Source organism: Nocardia sp. NPDC004573, assembly GCF_053602135.1.
On sequence record NZ_JBSGDA010000013.1, the window covers coordinates 84,021 to 104,128 of the forward strand.

The window sequence follows — 20,108 nt, forward strand, 5'->3', positions numbered from 1 at the left end:
GGCGCGTGGGAAGGTCGGCGCCGAGCGTCGATGGTCGGTCCGAGGCCGCCCCTGAGCAATTACTCTTCCGGTGCATCGGGGAAAGCCTGCTGGGTGTAACCACCCCGCAGCGTTCCCTCCAGATAGGCCGCCCGGCAGGCGCGGCGGGCGATCTTGCCACTGGAGGTGCGCGGGATCGACCCCGCGGGCACCAGCAGCACGTCTCGAACGGTCACGCCGTGGCGCTGCGAGATCGCCGCGCGCACCGCGTCGGCGATGGGCAGCGGATCGGCCTTGCCCGCACCCGGGCCCCGCTCACCCACGATGACCAGCTGCTCGGACGCGTCGTCGGCGTCGAACTGCAAGCCGGAGTGGCTGCCCTGCTCGAACACCTCGGCCGGGAGCTGGTTGGCGGGCACCGAGAACGCCGCCACGAAGCCCGGCCGCAGCGCGGTGCTGGCTTCCTGCGCGGAGAACTCCAGGTCCTGCGGGTAGTGGTTGCGGCCGTCCACGATCACCAGGTCCTTGACCCGGCCGGTGATGTAGAGCTCGCCCTCGAAGTAGACGCCGTAGTCGCCGGTGCGCATCCAGTTCGCGTCCGCTGCGGTGCCCTCGGCGTGGCTGCCCTCGGGGAGGCGCTCGGTGACCTTGTTCTGGAACGTCGCCGCGGTCTCGTCGGGACGACCCCAGTAGCCGATGCCCATGTTGTTGCCGTGCAGCCAGATCTCGCCGACGTGCCCGTCGGGCACCTCGCGGCCGCCGCCGGATTCCACGGACTCCGGATCGATGATCGTCGCCCACTGCGACAGCGCGACGTAACCGCAGGAAACCTGCGCGATCGCGTCCTCATGGCTCTGGTCGACCTTCACCATGCGTCCCGCGTTGAGCTCCTTGCGGTCGACGTAGGTGACCTTCGCCTCGTCCTCGGCCTTGGTGGCGGAGACGAACAGCGTGGCCTCGGCCATGCCGTAGCACGGCTTGATGGCGGTCTTGGGCAGGCCGTAGGGCGCGAACGCCTCGTTGAACTTCTTCATCGACGAGGTGGTCACCGGCTCGCTGCCGTTGATCAGGCCGATGACGTTCGACAGGTCCAGCGACTCGCCGTTCTTCGGCAGACCGCGCGCGGCGGCGTGCTCGAACGCGAAGTTCGGTGCCGCGGCGAAGGTTCCGGCGCCGTCGGAGACCGCGGCCAGCTCCTTGATCCAGCGGTACGGACGGCGCACGAACGCGCTCGGCGACATGATGGTGATGTACTTGCCACCCACCGCGGGCAGGATCACCGTCAGCAGGCCCATGTCGTGGAACAGCGGCAGCCAGGTGACGCCGCGCGAGTTCCAGTCCAGGTTGATCGCGTCGACCATCTGCAGCAGGTTGGTGCCCACCGCGCGGTGGGTGATCTCCACACCGGCGGGCACCCGGGTGGAGCCCGAGGTGTACTGCAGGTAGGCGATGTCGTCGATCGCGATGTCCGGGCGTACCCAGCTCTCGCCGACGCTGTCGGGAATCGCGTCCACGGCGATGATGCGCGGGCGCTGGGCGGCGGGCAGCGAGCGGAAGAACTGCCGGACCCCGGCCGCGGAGGAACTCGCGGTCAGGATGGCCGAGGGCTCACAGTCGCCGAGCACCGCGTGCAGGCGATCGGTGTGGCCGGGCTCGTCCGGGTCGAACAGCGGCACCGAGATGGTGCCCGCGTAGATCGCGGCGAAGAAGGAGATCACGTAGTCCAAGCCCTGCGGCGCGAGGATCGCGACCCGGTCGCCCGGGTTGGTCACCTGCTGCAGTCGAGCGGCCACCGCGCGCAGCCGAATACCGAACTCACGCCACGTCAACTCCTGCGCCTCGCCGTCGCGCTCGCGCGAGTAGTCGATGTAGCGATACGCCAGGGTGTTCGCGTCGTTCCGGGTGTGCTTCTCGACGTGATCAACCAGGGTGTGATCCTCGGGAATACGGATGTTCCCGGTTTCGTCCAGGTAGTCGTCGAAAGTCTCTTCCATTCCTTCTTCTCCTCCGAGGCACACGCAGCAAGACGGCGAGATCGCCGCTATTACCTGTGAGGCCCCGACTCGCTTTCGCCCGCGGGTGCTCCAAGTGCAGAGCCAGCCTGCAGATTTTGTGCGGTCTGCGCGGTGACCGCTTATCGGCTAGATGTACTCAAACCAGAGTCATGTTACAGAGAAGACCGGCTCACTCGTCCCGCAGCAGGGGAATAACGGGGGCGAACGCGTCCATCTGGGTGGGGAACACGCCGACGTAGGACATCGAGGTGAGTTCCCGCACACGGCGGATCTGCTCGGCGATCTCCTCGAATGTCCCGATCGCCACGTAGGGCGAATTCAGGATGTCCTCGACGGACAGCTGAACGTCGACCTCCAGATTCGGGTGCAGTCCCCGGTCCAACGCCGACAGCGCCATCTCCGCGGTCTTCTCGCGATCGTCGGTGATCACGACGGCGGTGATGGCCCAGTTCAGCTCGATGTCGGCGAACCGGTCTCCGGCGGCCTCCTTGATCAGATTCACCTTTTCCACGGCCTTCTCGATGGTGATGCCGGAGAGGAGGCCCTTGCCGTTCTTGGTGGTCACCGGAACGACGGAGATGATGTCGGCGTGCTTGGCGGCCAGGCGCAGCATCTTCGGACCGCCGCCGCCGGTACAGATCGGCGGGCGCGGGCCCTGCCGCGGCCGCGGGGTGCCTTTGATGCCGCGGACCTGGTAGTGCTTGCCTTCGAAGGTGCACTCCTGGCCGCGCAGCAGCACGTCGAGAATGGTCAGCGCTTCGTCCAGCTTCTCCAGCCGGACACCGGGCGACTCGTAGGCGATGCCCGCGTTGTCGAACTCCTCCTTGATCCAGCCCGCGCCGAGACCGACTTCGAGCCTGCCCTTGGACAGCACGTCGATGGTCGCCAGGTCCTTGGCCAGGACGACGGGGTGGCGGAAACCGTTCGCCAGCACCGACGTGCCGAGCCGGATCCGCTCGGTGGCCTGCGTCAACGCGCCGAGCGCGGCGATCGGCCCGATCTGCTCACCGAGGTGATCGGGCACGACGAAGGTGTCGAAGCCGTACTCCTCGGCTTGCTGAGCGGTCTGCACGAACTTGCGCGCACCACCCTCCTGCTTGTTTCCCTCGCCGGCCGCCGCGAAGCGGAACGGACGCAACGGAGTGCCCAGCGCGGACAACGCAGCATCCGCGTCACGGCTCGCCGTGGTGGCCGGTGCGGCGGCTTCTGTCATGAACTCATGCTCCTGGCTGTAAGGGAGGTACGGGCGCGACGCCCGCCCTGGGTCTGCGCTGCGGCGGTGCCCGGCGTCGCGATCACCAGCGCACTTTACAGCGTGCTACCCAACTCGAGTTGCGCTTGTCACGCCAACGGGGTGCGGGGTATCTCACGGGCTGTGAATTTTCACGAATGGGCCGGATGCGGCGCAGCCTCGATCAGGCCCGCCGCCCAGTCGGCCGTCCACTGCGTCGCGGTGGTGCCGTCGCCGTCGACGACGAAAGTGTTGTAGAGGGTGTGCACCGGGTTCCCCGCCGTCCGGACCAGCGTGTTCACACTCCCCACGATGTTCCACGGACTCAGTGCCTCCCGTGGTGCGTCGCAGATGAGATCGCCGGGTGCGCACATGGTGTAGGTGCGGTCGGCCAGCGCGCCGAACCCCCCTTGACGGGGACCGGTCATCGTGATGCCGGGCACGTTCAACCCCTTCAGCGCGACTTCGGCACCCACACCGGGCGGCGGTGGACCGATCTGGATCGCCTGACCCGGGCCGTTCTCGCCGGTGCGGCGCCCGTCGGCGATCAACGTCACGCCGAGCACCAGATCGGCGGGCACGGGACCCTCGCCCGCGCCGATCTGCGCCGCGACGTCCCCCACGATCACCGCGCCCTGGGAGAAGCCGGCCAGTACGTAGGTGGTCAGCGGGCACTCCCGGTGCCGTGCGGCCATGGCCTCGACCATCCGCGCCGTGCCCTCGGACCGGCTGTTGTTGTAGGACTGCTGGCCATCCGGCGGGATCGCGATCGGATTGGAGAACTGCGCGACGTACGGAACGGTGTACACGTCCACGCGCTCGCTCGGGAACCGCTGGGCGATCGGGCCGGACACGTTCAGCATCAGCGACACCGGGTTCGCGGTGGGATTGTGCGGATCGTCGAAACTGTTCGACTCCCACGTACCGGGCACCGCGATCATCTGCACGTCCGGGCAACTGGCCGGCTGGGAAGTCGGCCGCTCCGGCGGTTTCGGTCCCGGCCCTGGCGGGCGCAGACGCCCCGCGAGCAGGTACCACAGCAGCAGGACGACCAGCACGATCAGCAAGCCGACACCGATCACGACCAGACATCCCGCCGGCCGGAACCGGCGGGAGGTCGAACGAACGCGCGAACTCACTGGCAGTACGTGGCGCGAGCGGTGGAGATGTAGATCTGCCCGGCCTTCTCCACCGGCATCTTCGCCGGATCGAAGGACGGATCGGAACCTGCCATGGCGTTGACGAACGTCATCAGATCCTGATCGGACGCACCCGCGGCGGTGCCTTGGCAGACGTACGCGCCGATGCTCAGCGCGATGTCCGGGCTGGACGGGGTGACGCCCTGCTTGGCCAGCTCGTCGAGGAACTTCTTGTCCTTGTCGGTGAGCTTCGAGGTGTCCGCGGGCGGGACGGCTTCGGTCGGCACCGGCTGCGGACGCTCGGGCGCCACCGTCGTCGTGGGCTGCTCCGGGGCGGGAGCGGGCTGACCGGTGTCGGCGGGCGTCGATGCGACCGGCGACGTCGTCGTCGCCGTAGTCGTGGTGCGGGCGGGCGTCGGCGTGCTCGTCGCGGTCGAATCATTGTCGCCGCACGCGGCGAGCAGGCCGGTCGCGGCTATCGCCACAACCACGCCGAATACCTTTCCACGGGTCCGATGCATGAATTCTTGTCCTCGATCTGTCGCTGAGCGGGGGTCGGGTCGCCCCCCAGGCTAGCTGGGTCTGATTTGCAGCGCCTGCGGCCGGTGCCGTCAAGAGTCGGGCGCTGCGCCTCTTCGTCACAAGCTGTGCACCTCAGGTTTGCCGTCGCGGAGGGTGATGAAACCGCCCTGGAAGTTCTGCTGGACGCCGTCGGAGATGGGGAACTCGTCGCCGGTGGGGTAGCCGAGTTTGCCGTTCTCATAACCCGTCTCGCGCCAGGCGTCCAGTATCGGGCCGTTGCGCACGGCCCAGGCACCCGAGACCGGGCTCCAGTAGATGTTGCCGCCTTCGAATCGGCTGTAGCGGCCCAGGTCCTTCAGCGGCTGCTCCTGGGCGACGGGGAAGCCGAGCGGGCTGTTCTCGAAGCCCAGCTCGGCATATTTGCCCAGGATCAGGCCCTGGACGCGGTGCACGCCGGTGGCCTGGCTGTAGTAGAACGGACCGTTCTCGAAGCCTTGCACGGCGCCGTCGCGGCTCGGCGTCTTGACCTCCGGTCCGATCGGGTAGCCGGCGGGTCCGCGTTCGAACCCCTGCTTGCCCCACTCGTCGAGGATCGCGCCGCGGACCATATGCACGCCGGTCTGCGGCGTCCAGTACAGCGAGCCGTTCTGGAAGGCCTGGAACCTGCCACGGCCGTCCTCCAGCGCCCGCTCCTCCCCCGTCGGCAGCCCCAGCGGACCGGTGGGACCGGCCGCGGCCTGATAGCCCGCGCCGAAGAAGCCGACCGGGTACGCCCCGCTGCTCGGCGTGTAGAACACCCGGCCGCCCTTGAAATCCTGCGCGGTGCCCCCCGCCACCGCGTACTCCCCGGTGAGGCATTCGCCGAGCCAGCTCGCCGCGGCGGCCACCGGGCCGATCGCGCCGCCCGGCTGGCAGGCGGGCTTGCCCTGGTCGACGCCCAGCGCGGAGGCGGCCTGAGTCCAGGACTGACGCATCTCGAAATCCCAGTACGGCCAGGAATGGGTGCCGGACGGGCGATAGTTCACCTGCGCCGGAATGGCCAGCTTGGCCAGCTTGGTCACGAAATTCTGCGAGGTGAGCCGGGACAGGATCTCCAGCCCCATGCCCGCGACGTTCGTGCTCACCCCGGGGATGCCGAGGGCTTGGTCGTAGGGCCCGATCGCGCCGCTGCCGCTGGAGATGTAAAGGCTGACGCCCCGCAGCTTGTCGGCCAGCATGTACGGGTCGTGCGCCTCCCACTCCGGGCCTGTCTGCGGGCCCCACATGGCGGCGGCGTCGTAACCGCCCGCGTCGCGCATCGCGAACTCGATGGCTTGCGGCATGCCGAGCGTCGTCGTGGTCAGGAAGCCGGAGTACGAGGCGGCGTGCCGAACGAAGCCTGGATTGCGGGCGGCGAGGAGCATCGCGGCCGTGCCGCCCATCGAGAGCCCTTCCATGCCGCGCACCGGCGTCGCCCGCCAATGGCTCTCCAGCAGCGGCGGAAGCTCCTTGGTGAGGAAGGTCTCCCACTTGTAGGTGCGGCCGTTGTCCGGCTCGAGCCAATCGGTGTAGAAGCTGGACTGCCCGCCGACCGGCAGCACGACGGTGACGTTCTTGTCGGCGAAGAAATCGACCGCGCCCGCCTCCTTCGTCCAGCCGTTCTCGTCGTCGGTCGCGCGCAGACCGTCGAGCAGGAAGAGAACGGGGAACCGGGCTTCCGGGCGGGCGTTCCAGTCCCGGGCCAGCAGCAACTGCACCTGGATCGGCACCCCCATGGACGGCGAGGTCACCCAGAGGGCGACGCGACGGTCGCTCAGCCACTGCACCCTCTCCAGCGCGGGCGCGGCCGTGGCCACCGTGGGTTCCGCGCCCGCGGGCGCCTCGACGGACGCACTCACGGCTAGGGGGATCACCAGTGCGGTGGCGAGCAGCATGAGCCGCTCGCGTGCCGACCGAGCGACGAGACGCCCGCGTATGCCACAGCTACCGCGTGTAATCCCTGTCACAGAAGCTTTGTACTCCCGTTATAGCGACGTTTACGGGAGACACGCGCTTCTCAGCAAACTATGTTCGCCGGCGCGCGATCGCGCCTGGCCCCGAACGCAATTCAGGCCGCACCGAAGCGGTGCGGCCTGAATGCGAACGGGCGAATCAGATCACCAGGCGCCGGTGGCGTCCAGGATCATGTTGCGCGAGGCGAACAGCTGGCCCTCCCAGTACTTCCAGGAGTGCGTACCGGCGGCCGGGAAGTCGAACCGGGCCGGGATACCCAGCGAGTTCAGGCGGGCCTGGAACGCGCGGGTGTTCACCAGCGAGAGGGCCTCCAGCGCCATCGCGTTGCCGGTGTTGAACACGCCGACCGCCGAGTTCGGCTGGTCGAACTGACCCGGAAGACCGCTGGCGGCCGAGATGTACATCGGCAGGCCGCGCAGCTGCGGCGCGAACACGAACGGGTCCATCCGCAGCCACTGCGGGCTCCACGGCGCGGCCATGGAGTCGACGTTGTAGCGGCCGGCGTCCAGCATCGCGACGCGGATCGCTTCGCGCATGCCGGGCGCGGAGATGTTCAGGTAGCCCGAGTAGGAGGCGGCGAACTTGAACTGGTCGCGGTGGTAGGCCGCGAGAGCCAGCGCCGCGCTACCGCCCATGGACAGGCCGACGACCGCGTTGTTGGTGCGCGAGACGCCGTAGCCCTCCAGGAAGGCGGGCAGCTCCTTGGTGAGGAAGGTCTCCCACTTGTAGGTGGTCTTCTGGCCGTTCAGGTTCGACGGTGCGTACCAGTCGGTGTAGAAGCTGGACTGGCCGCCGACCGGCATCACCAGGGTGATGTTGTCGTTCCCGAACTGCTGCAGCGCGTTGGTCTCGAACGACCAGGCGTTGCGGTCGTCGCGGGCGCGCAGACCGTCGAGCAGGTAGAGCGCCGCGTTGCCACCGCGCGCGGCCCACTGCACCTGCACCTTGATCGGGCCCATGCTGGAGGGGACCATCAGGTCCTCGAAGCCACCCGCGGGCGCTCGCAACACCGGCGCGTGCGCCGACGGCGCCGCGGTGGCGAGCGTCGGGGTCGCCAGACCTGCGGCGATCGGAAGCGCCGTAACGGCGGCACCGACAGCCAGAATTCGACTACGCCACCCGCGAGCCGCGCCTCGCCGTCCCGACTGTGTTCTCTTCGGCGCGGCCGCCCTGCCGAAACGCATGAATCCTGCTCTCTTTCTGCTGTTGTGGTGCCACTCGCCGCCCTAGGGGCGAAGCGGCACCCGTGTTGCCAACGAGACGCGCGTCACGGACAGGGTCCCGACAATCCGACACCCGTGACGGCGCTACAACGATCTGGTCACACTTGCGCTCGCTGGACGATATTCGACGGCCCTCGCTTTAGCAAGATCCGTGGTCTTTCCACTGGCGAAATCCGTCCGTTCGCGCAAGGTAATGGTGCGGTGACCTTATCGCGTTCTCGCGGTGATGTCGTGTTGGAACGCAAGATATTTGCCCTCCTGGCGAGAACTGTCACCGCCCCGAGATCTTCGCAATCCCGGCATCCGCCCCGTCCTTGACGCGGCCCCGGAGCCATCTCCTGTGCACAAAGCGACTCCCGCTACCCGGTGACCGAACCGTGATCAGAACCGATATCTGCCGTGATAGCCGCCGAGAAGGCCCTGAGCAAACACTTACAGGCACCTTCGATTGCGCTATAGCAATCATCTAGCAAACATCACTGTACTTCGCACGGCGCGGCCCCGTGCTCACCCGACGCGCCCCTAAGGCACGCGCCCACTCCCCCTGGCTCGTTGCCTCAACCCCCTACTCCTCCTCGAAGGCCCACCCCCAAGCCCCACCAACTACACAAAACCCGAAGAAATGTCCCCGACCAAGTGCACGCCACAAAGCGCAAGATCCCCCGCACCGAACCCACCGGGGTGCAAGTCTTACGAGTGCCGTTCGCGGCCCGGCTCTTGTCAGATCGGACGAAGCGCATGCGCCGCGGGCGCGAGTCTCCGTCCGCTCCGACACAAGCCATGAAGCGGCCGGGAACACCCAGCGCCGCGGGCGCTGGGAAACAAACACAACCGCAAATCCGACTCAGCCGATGTTCGCCGACAGATCGGGGATCATTCGCATGGCCTCGTCGGCCCAGTTGTTCCAGGCGTGAATGCCGAACGGTGGAAACGAGTAGACGGCGTTACCGCCGCCAAGGGTCGCCATGCGGACCTGGAACGCGCGGGTGTTCGCCAGCGCCAGGGTCTCCAGACCCATGCCGTTGAGGGTGCCGAAGCTCGGCGGGTCGGAGGCCGAGGGCAGGCCGCTGGCCGCGGCGATCCACAGCCGGGTGCCGTTGCGGATGAGGTTGGGCGCGAAGACGAAGGGGTCCATCCGCAGCCATTGCGGGCTCCACGGTGGCGCCATCGAGTCGACGTTGTAGCCGCCCGCGTCCAGCATGGCCGCGCGGATCGCCTCGCGCATGCCCGGCGCCGAGTTGTTCAGATACCCGGAGAACGAGCCCGCGAAGCTGAACTGGTCCGGGTGATAGGCCGCCAGGGTGAGCGCCGCACTGCCGCCCATGGACAGGCCGAAGGCGCCGTTGCGATAGGGGTTGAATCCCAGCCGGTCGCGCAGCGCCCAACGCAGGTTGTTGGTCAGGAAGGTCTCCCACTGGTACCGGTAGCTCTTGCCCGGCCCGCCCGCGAACCCGTCGAGCCCGCCGGAACCGGTACTGGAGCCCGCGCCGGCCGGGACTCCGAAGAACTCGCTCGGCGCGATCCAGTCGGCGTAGAAGCTCGACATGCCGCCGACCGGCATGACCACGTTGATGTTCTGGCTCGCCAGGACTTGCGGGATGTTCGTCTCGATCTCCCAGCCGTTCAGCGTCTCCGGCGCCCGCATGCCGTCCAGCACGTACACGACGCGGTTGGTGTTGCCGTCCGCGGCGCGCAGGATCCGGGTCTTGATCGGGCCCATGCCGGAATCCACCCAGAAATCGAAGGCCGCGGGGTCGAATGCCGCCGACGCCGTGGCGCCGGGGCCGCCGATGGCCGTGCCGAGCGGCAACAGCATCGCTACGGCGACGCCCAGGACAGACCGTCGCAACCACGAACCGGATGTTCGAGACCTTCCGGGCCCGCGCTTCCCGCGCGCACTACGCATCACAGTGGACCTTTCCCTCGGGCGGCCGATACGGCAAACTTCTAGCGATCTCTACCGATCCGCATCGAGAGCCGAGTGTGCGGCGTCCATCGAGAAACGGACGAGTCGAACTCGATGCATGTTGAACAGGTATCAATCGACAACGAATGCCTTCATGTTGCTGGATGGTGATCCAGACCACAACTACCGAAGCCGTTTTCTCTTCTGATTCGTTGCCTAAGTACCCGCGGACGACCGCGTAAACGCCGAAAGACCGCTCTGCGCCGGTGGCGCGGAGCGGTCTTTCGTCGCTGCCCGCGGGTTACTACCCGATGTTCGCGGACAGATCCGGAATCATCCGGTAGACCTCATCGGCCCAATAGTTCCAGTTGTGCACGCCCACGGCCGGGAAGTCGTAGGTGACGTTGTTCGCGCCCAGCGTGAGCATGCGAACCTGGAACGCGCGGGTGTTGGCCAGCGCGAGCGCTTCCAGGCCCATCGCGTTGAGCGTGTTGAAGCTGATGCCGTCCGCCCCACTCGGCAGACCGCTGCCCGCGGAGACCCACAGGCGGGTGTTGTTCGCCTTCAGTCGCGGCGCGAAGACGAACGGGTCCATCCGCAGCCACTGCGGGCCCCACGGCGGCGCCATCGCGTCGATGTTGTAGCCACCCGCGTCCAGCATGGCCACGCGCAACGCCTCACGCATGCCCGGCGCGGAGATGTTCAGGTAGCCGGAGTACGAACCGGCATAACGGAACTGGTCGGGGTGGTAGGCCGCCAGGGTGAGCGCCGCGCTGCCGCCCATGGACAGGCCGAACACGCCGTTGCCGTTGGGGTTGAACCCGAGCCGGTCGCGCAGCGCCCAGCGCAAGTTGTTGGTGAGGAACGTTTCCCACTTGTAGGTGCTGGTCTTGCCCGGGCCGCCCGCGGAACCGGTCAGCAGGCCGGATCCCGAGTTCGCCGAACCGGTGGAGGACGAGCCCGCGCTGCCGAGGCCGAAGAAGTCGCTGGGGCCGTTCCAGTCGGCGTAGAAGCTGGAGGGTCCGCCGACCGGCATGACCACGTTGATGTTCCACTTGGTCAGCTCGCGCACGACCTCGGTGTCGATCTCCCAGCCGCTCAAGTCGGTGCGCGCCCGCATGCCGTCCAGCGCGTAGACCACGCGCCCGGTGTTGCCGTCGGCGGCGCGGAAGATGCGCGACTTGATCGGCCCCATTTCGGAATCGACCCAGAAGTCGAAGCCATCCGGATTGAACGCGGCGGAGGCCGGGGCGGCAGGACCTGCCACCGACACCCCGAGCGGTAGCAGAACAGCCAGCGAAACCAACATGGATCGCTTGAGCCAGGAACCTGCTCTTCGAGTTTTCAGACGACGCCCGATCACGCCTCGCATCAGTTTCAACCTTTCGTTTCACAAGCGACAGCGGCAAGCCGTCCACACGGTAACCCGCCGATGCCCACGACCGGTGGACGCCAGGCCGGGCATACGGTCGTAGCGTATATCGGTATCGACACGGTGGCGTTACCAAAAAGAGATAAAGCGAGGTACGCCACTTTATCTACCTCGCACAATGGGGCCCCTGGGCCCACCGTGTCCGATGGGCCCAGTGTGATTCCAGAGGTCAGCGTGGCGCGACCGGCTGCGGGAACGGATCGACCAGTCCGCACCGCTGGATCTCGTACTTCGGCACCCGATCGATGCGGTACTTCGCGAACCGCAGCGCGTTGCGCAGGTTGTGCCGGAAACGCTCGAAGGTGAGCGGATCGCGGTAGGAGATCATCAGCGCCTGGGTGTCGGGGCAGGACATCGCGGTGCGCGCCTGGGTGACCCACTTCTCGTCCAGATACCAGGGCATCCACGGCTTCCTGTCCACCATGCCGGTGTCCACGACGACCCAATCCGGGTACAGGCTCTTGTCGTGTCCGATCCGGCCGTCGGTGAGCCGATCGGTGTGCGCGGCCAACGGGTAGGCCAGGCCCATCGGATCGATCACGGGCACGTCCAGCGGAACGTTCATGCTCGTCATCCCGAGATTCAAGAAGTAGACCGTGTGCCCGGCGCCGCCGGCCGGAATCGGCTGAGGCGGTGGCGCGATGTACCAGAACATGAACGACGGGGAGTTGAGCAGCAGCCCACCGTTCGGACTGTTGGCGATGTCGTCGACCATCGCGCGGATACGCGGATAGTCCAGATAGTCCTCGGCCAGGATCGGATGGTCGTGCCCGGTGTTGAGCACGTAGTAGACGCGCTCGTCGACGATGCCGGTCGAGGTGATCTTGGTGCCGGTCTTGATCGCGGTGGTGTCGGCCGCGAACAGCGCCCAACCGGCGACCGCGACGAACGCCACGGCGATCGCCGCGAGGGACCAGTCGGCGGTGGTCGCCGCGCGCAGCCCGCCCTGCGGCGCCCGGATCGGAATGACCGCGACCGGCAGCAACAGCAGGAACAACTGCGGCAGCAGCATCCGGCCGTGCATGAAGTCGCCGCCGACCCGCAGCGCGTACACGGTCAGCAGAAACCCGCTGAGCAGGACCGTGGTGACCACCGCGCCCGGCGAGCGCAGCCAAACCCGGAGCCGGTACACCGACCAGCCGCGCGCCTCGTCACCGGCGGTGCGGCCCGGCCGCGTGCGTGCGGCGAGCACACCGGCGACCAGCAGCACCAGCAGCGGCGCCCACAGGAAGTACGGACCGACCAGGTCCCAGAGGTAAGTGAAGCCCTGCCCCCATTTGGCTCCGCCCGCGTCCTTCGCGACGGCGGTGTTCGGGTAGGGCAGACCGTAGTAGCCCATCCGCCAGATCTGGTACCCCAGCGGAACCAGCCCGGCCACCGCGACGATCACCGCGCGCAGCACGATCGGCCGCAGCCTGCTCTCCGGCATCGGGGCGAAGAAGATCATCAGCAGCGCCAGCGCGCCGACCAGGGTCATCTCGGGACGGATCAGCGGGGCGAGCCCGGCGAGGAAGACCAACCCGAGCAGGCCCGGCAAGCGCACCGACTTCGCCTGGCTCCAGCGCATCAACTGCCACCACAGCAGGCCGATCCAGCAGATCACCAGGCCGCTTTCCAGGCCCGAGGTGACGTAGTCGCGGGCCGGGGGAAGCGCGATGTAGACCAGCACGCCCGCGGGCAGCAGCAGCCCGGCGCCCGTCCCGCCCCACAGCCGCGCCGAACCGAGCATGGCGAAGACGATCGCCGCCAGCGACACCGTGATGGCGACGCCGAGCACCACGTACTCGAGCCGCGCCTGGGTCAGCCAGCTGAAGAACCAGACCAGGTAGGTCCACGCGGTGCTGGTGTTGGTTTCGACCCGCTCGCCCGCGTTGAAGACGGGTCCGTTGCCTGCCAGCAGATTGCGCACGGTGCGCAACACGATGAGACCGTCGTCGGCGATCCACCGGCGCTGCCAGCCGCCGACCCCGAACAGGACAACGGTGAGCGCGATCCCACCGACGAACGTGGCTTTGGACAGACGCGCGAACCGCGACGCGGAGCGGGCCTGCGCATCGGCAGGCCGCTCCGCCGCGTATTCCGTTTGCTCCGCTACCAACATCTCGTCAGGTGAGATAGACAGCGACACCTACCGCTCCGATCCAGGCGATTGCGAGGAACTGCAGGACGCGGTCCCCCAGCGCGATCTCTTCCGGCTCCCCGGCCTCGCCGCCGTCGACGTCGACCGCGTAACGCAGGATCGCGATCGTGAACGGGATCATCGAGATCCCGAACCAGTTGGTGTCCTTGATGCCGTCCTGCTGGAAGGCCCAGAGACCGTAGAACACCACGACCGCCGTCGCGGCCAGCGTCCAGATGAAACGCAGGTAGGTGGGGGTGTAGTACTCCAGGGACTTGCGGATCTTGGCGCCGGTGCCCAACGCGATCTGCAATTCCGCGTAGCGCTTGCCCGCCGCCATGAACAGCGAGCCGAAGGCCATGATCAGCAGGAACCACTGCGACAGCTCGATGTCTGCCGCCGCGCCACCGGCCACCGCGCGCAGCAGGAAGCCGGAGGACACGATGCAGATGTCCAGCACGGCCTGATGCTTGAGCCCGAAGCAGTAGGCCAGCTGGATACCGATGTAGACCGCCATCACCACGGCCAGCTGCCACGAGGCGAGGAACGATCCCGCGATCGACCCGGCCAGCAGCAGCGCCGACAGCAGGTAGGCCAGGTTCACCGGGACGACGCCCGCGGCGATCGGCCGGAACCGCTTGGTCGGGTGCGCCCGGTCGGCCTCCACGTCGAGCGCGTCGTTCACCAGGTAGATGCCCGAGGCCGCCATGCAGAACACCACGAAGGCGATGCCGACGTGCGCCAGCACGTCCACGTCGGTGGCCGTCCCCGCCGCCAGCGGCGCGGCGAGCACCAGGACGTTCTTGACCCATTGCCGCGGACGGACTGCCTTGAACAGACCGCCGGCCAGCGTCTTGGGCGGGCCCTTGACTACCGCCTCGGCCAGGTCGGCGCCGGTCGGCTCTTCACTCATGTCAACCAAGGCTCTTTCTTGTGCGGTCACTGTCGAGTCTCTTTTCGGCGGCGAGCAGGGCGGCGGCCGACGCGGCGCCGAGCGCGGAACCGGCGAGCACGTCGGTGGGGTAGTGCACCCCGAGGACCACCCGGGAAAGCAGCATCGGGGGGACGAGCACCGCAGGCAAGGGTAGCCCGGTCAATCTGCCGAGCAACACGGCCGCTGCCGTCGTCGAGGTCGCGTGCGAGGACGGGAAGCTGAGTTTGCTCGGCGTTCCCACGTTGACCTGCACCGACGGATCGTTCGGGCGGGGGCGGCGGACGATTCGCTTGATGACGATGGAGGCCGCGTGGGCGCCGACCGCGCCGACCGCGACCCCGGCCCACTGTCTGCGCCGCGGCTTGTCCACCAGCCAGCCCGCGGCGGCGATACCGACCCAGCCGAGCGCGTGCTCACCGAAGTGCGACAGGCCGCGCGCCGCGGACACCACGGCGGGTTTGCTGCCGAGGGTGGCCTGCACGGCGTTGATGACGGCGACCTCCGGCGGCGCCTGCTGCCCCGCCGTCACCGGTTGCGCGGACACGGGGCCGCCGTGCCCGTTGGCGCTGTGCAACGGCGGCTGCGCCACCGCGTCGTCGGCGGCGCTCGCTCCCAGACTCACTGCTGCCCATCCTTCGTTTCGATGCCGAAGACCTTCTCCCACGCCGCGGTGCTGGTCAGCTGCGGGTGGGCGGCGCGGTAGCGCTGCTGCATCTCCGGGAAGCGGGCGGCCAGCTCTTTGCGCAGGCGCATGGCCTCCTTGAACAGGCCCAGCGCTTGGCGCGGGTCGCGCTTGCGGTAGACGACGCCGCGCCCGTCGGCCGTCGTGACGGTGACGCCGTCGACCTGCGAGAGCAGGAACCAGCGCGCGTCCAGGGTCGGCACGTTCAATTGCGGGGTCTCGTGATGTTCGGGGTGCGCGGGGCGGAAGTTGTGCACCACGCCCCTGGCCAGCCGGACCACCTTGGCGATCGGGTTGGCAGGCTCGCCGACCGCGCCGACGCCGATGTGGCTGGCCAGCGGCAGTTCCGTGGACGAGGGCAGGATCACCGCGTCCGGATACTGCCTGCGCAGTTCGTGCACCGCGCCCAGCGCACTGGGCAGCAGCTGGAACAGCCGTTCGGGACCCGCGAGGAAGTCGCGGATGGCAAGGTTCTGGATCGCGACCGTCGAGTACTCGAGACACAGCAGGTGTTTCAGCGTGGCCTTGATCGTGTTCACCACCATGCCGCGCCCGTTGCCTGGCAGGTGCAGCGAGGCCACGACCAGGCGATTGCGCAGGTGGAAGTACGCCTGCCAGTCGATGGCGTCGTCCTTGTCGCTCCAAGCCATGTGCCACACCGCCGCGCCGGGCAGGGTGACCGTCGGGTACCCGGCCGCTCGGGCGCGCAGGCCGTACTCCGCGTCGTCCCACTTCAGGAACAGGGGCAGCGGCTGGCCCAGTTCCTCGGCGACGCGGCGCGGGATGACGCAGGTCCACCAGCCGTTGAAGTCGACGTCGATGCGCCGGTGCAGCAACTTCGAGTTGTCCCGGTCCTTCAGCGGGTACTTGGAGAAATCGTGGTCGTACTCGACGTTCGGCGCGGCGGTCCACATGAAGATGCCGCGATCGACGACCTCGCCCATGACGTGCAGGTGCGAGCGCTCCTGCAGGTTGAGCATCTGGCCGCCGACCAGCACCGGCGACTTGGCGAAGCGGGCGAAGGCCAGCGCGCGCAGGATCGAGTCGGGTTCGATCTCGATGTCGTCGTCCATGTAGACGATGTACTCGGCGTCGGTGGTCTTCAGCGCCTCGTACATCACCCGGCTGTAGCCGCCGGATCCACCGAGGTTCGGCTGGTCGTGGATGGACAGGCGGTCACCGAGCGCCGCCGACGATTCCGCGAAGCCGGGTTCGTCGACGACCTTCTTGGTGCCCTGGTCCGGGATGATGACGGCCTTGATCTTCTCCAGCACCAGCGGATCCGAGCCGAGGGCGGCGAGCGTCTTCACCGCGTCGGTGGGCCGGTTGAAGGTGGGCATGCCGACCGCGATGCTGCCCTCGCCGGGCGCCTCGACCGGCGCGTACCAGCCCCCGGACAGCAGCGTGACCGCCGTGTCGCTGGTTATGTCGAACCAGATCCAGCCGCCGTCCTCGAACGGGCCCAGATCGGTCTCGAACTCGACGACGACCGAGTCGGCGCCGGTCGCGACCGCGAATTCCTTGCCCTGCACGTGGATTCGCGAACCGTCGGCCTTCGAGCGGTACACGTCCACCCGGCCGTGGCCGGCCAGTTCCAAGCGCAGCACCACCGACGACAGGACGCTCCAGCGCCGCCAGTAGCTCGCGGGCAGCGCGTTGAAGTAGGTGCAGAACGAGACCTCGGACTCCGCGCCGATCGACAGCGAGGTGCGAGTGGTCGCGTGCGCACGCCTGGCGTTGGTCTCCGACTCCTCGACATAGAGCGTGCGCACGTCCAGCGGTTCACCCGGCCGGGGCAGGATGATGCGCTGCAACAGCGACTTCGCGCGGGTCTCGGTGGTCATATCTTCCAGAATGGATTGGGAGGTCATCGCGCTCCTAAGCCTCCTCGTCGACCAGCGGAGCGCCGTCCGCGAGATGCGGGCGCAGCACGTTGTCGAACATGCTCAGCGCGCTGCCGATCGCCATGTGCATATCGAGGTACTGATAGGTGCCGAGACGGCCGCCGAAGACGACCCTCGCGGTGGCGGTCTCCTGCTTGGCCAGCTCGCGGTAGGTCAGCAGTTTCGCCCGGTCCTCGGGGGTGTTGATCGGGTAGTACGGCTCGTCGCCGGTCTGCGCGAACCGGGAGTACTCCCGCATGATCACGGTCTTGTCGGTGGGGTAGTCGCGCTCGGGGTGGAAGTGGCGCGGCTCGATGATGCGGGTGTAGGGCACATCCGCGTCGTTGTAGTTCATCACCGAGGTGCCCTGGAAGTCGCCGACCGGCAGCACTTCGGTCTCGAAATCGATGGTGCGCCAGCCCAGCTCGCCCTCGCTGTAGTCGAAGTAGCGGTCCAGCGGGCCGGTGTAGACCACCGGCGCGTCCGGGCTCTCGGCGCGCAGCTGCTCGCGCACCGCGAACCAGTCGGTGTTCAGGCGCACCTCGATCAGGTCGGAGGCGGCCATGTTCTCCAGCCACTTCGTGTAGCCCTCGCGGGGCAGGCCCTCGTAGGTGTCGTTGAAGTAGCGGTTGTCGAAGGTGTAGCGGACCGGGAGACGGGTGATGTTGCCCGCGGGCAGTTCCTTCGGGTCGGTCTGCCACTGCTTGGCCGTGTAGTCGCGCACGAACGCCTCGTACAGCGGGCGGCCGATCAGCGAGATGGCCTTCTCCTCGAGATTCTGCGCGTCCTTGGTCTCGATCTCCGAGGCCTGCTCCGCGATCAGCGCGCGCGCCTCCTCCGGCGAGAAGTAACGGCCGAAGAACTGGGAGACCAGGCCGAGGCCCATCGGGAACTGGTAGGCCTGCCCTTTGTGCATCGCGAAGACGCGGTGCTGGTAGCCGGTGAACTCGGTGAACTGGGTGACGTAGTCCCACACCCGCTTGTTCGACGTGTGGAACAGGTGCGCGCCGTATTTGTGGATCTCGATCCCGGTCTCCGGATCCGGCTCGGAATAGGCGTTGCCACCGAGGTGGTGGCGCCGTTCGATCACCAGAACCCGTTTACCCAGCACGGTGGCGGCGCGTTCGGCAACGGTCAGCCCGAAGAATCCGGAGCCGACGACGATCAGATCGAACTGTGAGGCGGAATGGACGGAGTTACCCGGGGACGATGCGACGGTCACGGGAGCCCAGAGTATCGGAAGTCCCCGCCATGTCCGGGTGGAGTCGGACCTGTGCTCACCGGCACCGCTCGGCGTACCCGTTTTCATGTCCTCGACCTCGGCATTTCGCCGGAAGTTTGCCGTAATGGACTTCTCTGGCAACCGACCGGTTGTTTACTCCGGCGGCCGCAGGATCACGCCCGGTCCCGAGGTGTTCTGCGGGTCCGGCTGGGCGATCAGCGGTCTTTGCGCGTCTGCTCAGGCCGGGAAACCGACGTCGAGCTCGACCTTGTCCCTTTCGGTGTACAGCCGCCAGTAGTGCTCGCCCAGCTCGTCGCCGCTCACGCGGACGATCTCCAGGCCGTCGGGGACCACTTCCGGATGCTCGTCGACGATCTGCGCGGCCTTGCTGCCGTCGATCAGCGCGCCGATGTTGAGCAGCCCGACATAGACGCCGGTGCCGCGCAGTTCCAACTCGAGCTGGCGCAGGTAACCGCGCTGCGCGGCCAGCGCGATGCCGAAGTTGGCCAGGTAGGGCGCCACGAAACGCTCGGACGAGCCCGACGAGAACAGCAACGCGCCGTCTCCTCGCTCCACCATCTTCGGCGCGAGCGCCCTCGTCACCAGGATCGGCGAGCGCAGCTTCAGCGCGATCGGAGCGTCCAGGCAGGGGATGTCCACCGCCAGGGTCGATGGCAGCCGGTCGCTCATGTTGCCCGCCGCGCCGTGCATGGCCGCATCGATCGGCCCGAGCGTCGCCTCGATCTCCGCGATCACGCCGGTGAACTGCGCGGCGATGGTCACGTCCGCGGGGAAGGCGGCGGCTTCGATACCTTCCGCCGCCAGCTCGTCGGCATGCCGCCGCGCCTTCTCCGGGTCACGCCCGATGACGGCCACCCGGAACCCTTCGCGCCCGAATCGGCGTCCCGTGCCGACGCCGAGGCCGGGGCCGTACCCGAAGATCGCGATGGCTTTGGACATTGCCACTCCCGATTAAGTTGAGACATGGTTCAAGTTCAACGCTGACGATAACCTAACTTGAACCTATGCTCAACATATTGAGGCTTATCCGATTTGTAGGATCGGGCCGTGGACAAGCCGTTACGCAGCGATGCCCAGCGCAACCGGGACGCGCTCGTGACCGCTGCCCGCGCCGTCTTCGAGGAGCGCGGCCTCGACGCCCCGCTCAAGGAGATCGCGGCTCGCGCGGGAGTCGCCATCGGCACCCTCTACAACCGCTTCCCCACCCGCGACGACATCATCGCCGCCGCGGTCGAGGACCGGATCGAAGCGGGCAGCCGCATCGCCGAGGACGCGCTGGCCATCGACGACCCATGGGAATCGTTCGTCTACCTGGTGGAACAGGTCTGCGCGTTGCAGGCCGCCGATCGGCTGCTCAGCGAACTGGCCGTGCGGGCGGCGCCCAGCCGCGCCATCGCGCGGGCACAGGAGTACGGCCACGGCCTGATGCGCCGGATCATCACCCGCGCGCAGGAAGCCGGGGCCCTGCGCGCCGATTGGGTACTCGAGGACATCGCCTTCATCACCTGGTCACACACCAGAATCGTCGAGGCGACCAGTGACATCGCCCCCGAAGCCTGGCGGCGCCATCTCGGCCTGATACTCGACGGCCTGCGCGCGGAAGCGGCTCATCCGCTGCCGGTGCCCCCGATCACCGAAGATCAACTGATGCAGGCGCTCGGGCGCGGCGACCAGACCTCGTGAGCCGGGACGTGGCCTCGAGTCGCATCGAGCGAGCCCCGGACAGCGCGTCAGTGTGGCGGTCGCGACTGCGGGGCGGATGGGTGTTGGCCGAACTGCGGTTCCGGTGGCCGAACACCGAACTGCGA

General features: G+C 67.7%; 15 protein-coding genes. 1 reads left to right on the top strand and 14 read right to left on the bottom strand.

Going from position 1 to position 20,108, the window contains the following annotated elements; genetic code table 11:
• Nucleotides 1–59 precede the first annotated feature (59 nt).
• The 14 genes from fadD32 to ACWEKR_RS21060 all read right to left on the bottom strand — a co-directional run bounded on the left by fadD32 (nucleotide 60) and on the right by ACWEKR_RS21060 (nucleotide 19,239).
• On the bottom strand, nucleotides 60–1,973 hold the full coding sequence (gene fadD32, locus ACWEKR_RS20995; RefSeq protein WP_452355888.1) for a long-chain-fatty-acid--AMP ligase FadD32: 1,914 nt from the start codon (nucleotides 1,971–1,973) through the stop codon (nucleotides 60–62).
• Between the two features lie 190 nt (nucleotides 1,974–2,163).
• Entirely contained in the window at nucleotides 2,164–3,207 is a 1,044-nt protein-coding gene (locus ACWEKR_RS21000; protein WP_159844753.1) for an LLM class F420-dependent oxidoreductase, read from the bottom strand.
• A gap of 170 nt (nucleotides 3,208–3,377) precedes the next feature.
• Nucleotides 3,378–4,313 carry a cutinase family protein gene (locus ACWEKR_RS21005; RefSeq protein ID WP_452355978.1) on the bottom strand — a complete coding sequence of 312 codons (936 nt, stop codon included), beginning with the start codon at nucleotides 4,311–4,313 and terminating at the stop codon, nucleotides 3,378–3,380.
• 47 nt (nucleotides 4,314–4,360) lie between these two features.
• Complete coding sequence (locus tag ACWEKR_RS21010; protein WP_236567065.1) at nucleotides 4,361–4,855, bottom strand: DUF732 domain-containing protein; 495 nt, start codon at nucleotides 4,853–4,855, stop codon at nucleotides 4,361–4,363.
• A 147-nt stretch (nucleotides 4,856–5,002) separates the two neighbouring features.
• Entirely contained in the window at nucleotides 5,003–6,799 is a 1,797-nt protein-coding gene (locus ACWEKR_RS21015; RefSeq protein ID WP_452355889.1) for an alpha/beta hydrolase-fold protein, read from the bottom strand.
• Nucleotides 6,800–7,021: 222 nt separating this feature from the next.
• Nucleotides 7,022–8,062 (bottom strand): alpha/beta hydrolase, encoded by a 1,041-nt coding sequence (locus tag ACWEKR_RS21020; RefSeq protein ID WP_452355890.1) that lies wholly within the window; start codon nucleotides 8,060–8,062, stop codon nucleotides 7,022–7,024.
• An 883-nt stretch (nucleotides 8,063–8,945) separates the two neighbouring features.
• Nucleotides 8,946–10,007, bottom strand: coding sequence for an alpha/beta hydrolase (locus tag ACWEKR_RS21025; protein WP_452355891.1), 1,062 nt, complete (start codon nucleotides 10,005–10,007; stop codon nucleotides 8,946–8,948).
• A gap of 304 nt (nucleotides 10,008–10,311) precedes the next feature.
• A complete protein-coding gene (locus ACWEKR_RS21030; protein ID WP_452355892.1) occupies nucleotides 10,312–11,379 on the bottom strand; it encodes an alpha/beta hydrolase in 1,068 nt (355 codons plus the stop codon).
• A gap of 229 nt (nucleotides 11,380–11,608) precedes the next feature.
• On the bottom strand, nucleotides 11,609–13,540 hold the full coding sequence (zomB, locus tag ACWEKR_RS21035; protein WP_452355893.1) for a flagellar motor control protein ZomB: 1,932 nt from the start codon (nucleotides 13,538–13,540) through the stop codon (nucleotides 11,609–11,611).
• Nucleotides 13,541–13,544: 4 nt separating this feature from the next.
• A complete protein-coding gene (locus ACWEKR_RS21040) occupies nucleotides 13,545–14,471 on the bottom strand; it encodes a decaprenyl-phosphate phosphoribosyltransferase (RefSeq protein WP_195085012.1) in 927 nt (308 codons plus the stop codon).
• A gap of 1 nt (nucleotide 14,472) precedes the next feature.
• A complete protein-coding gene (locus ACWEKR_RS21045) occupies nucleotides 14,473–15,021 on the bottom strand; it encodes a phosphatase PAP2 family protein (RefSeq protein WP_452355979.1) in 549 nt (182 codons plus the stop codon).
• A gap of 89 nt (nucleotides 15,022–15,110) precedes the next feature.
• Entirely contained in the window at nucleotides 15,111–17,045 is a 1,935-nt protein-coding gene (locus ACWEKR_RS21050; protein WP_452355894.1) for a glycosyltransferase, read from the bottom strand.
• A 7-nt stretch (nucleotides 17,046–17,052) separates the two neighbouring features.
• Complete coding sequence (gene glf / locus ACWEKR_RS21055; RefSeq protein ID WP_452355895.1) at nucleotides 17,053–18,279, bottom strand: UDP-galactopyranose mutase; 1,227 nt, start codon at nucleotides 18,277–18,279, stop codon at nucleotides 17,053–17,055.
• A gap of 237 nt (nucleotides 18,280–18,516) precedes the next feature.
• Nucleotides 18,517–19,239: an SDR family NAD(P)-dependent oxidoreductase gene (locus ACWEKR_RS21060; RefSeq protein WP_452355896.1), complete on the bottom strand. Its 723-nt coding sequence runs from the start codon at nucleotides 19,237–19,239 to the stop codon at nucleotides 18,517–18,519.
• A 108-nt stretch (nucleotides 19,240–19,347) separates the two neighbouring features.
• Between ACWEKR_RS21060 and ACWEKR_RS21065 the strand changes: the two genes are divergently transcribed.
• Nucleotides 19,348–19,983 (top strand): TetR/AcrR family transcriptional regulator, encoded by a 636-nt coding sequence (locus tag ACWEKR_RS21065; RefSeq protein WP_452355897.1) that lies wholly within the window; start codon nucleotides 19,348–19,350, stop codon nucleotides 19,981–19,983.
• The last annotated feature ends 125 nt before the right edge of the window (nucleotides 19,984–20,108 follow it).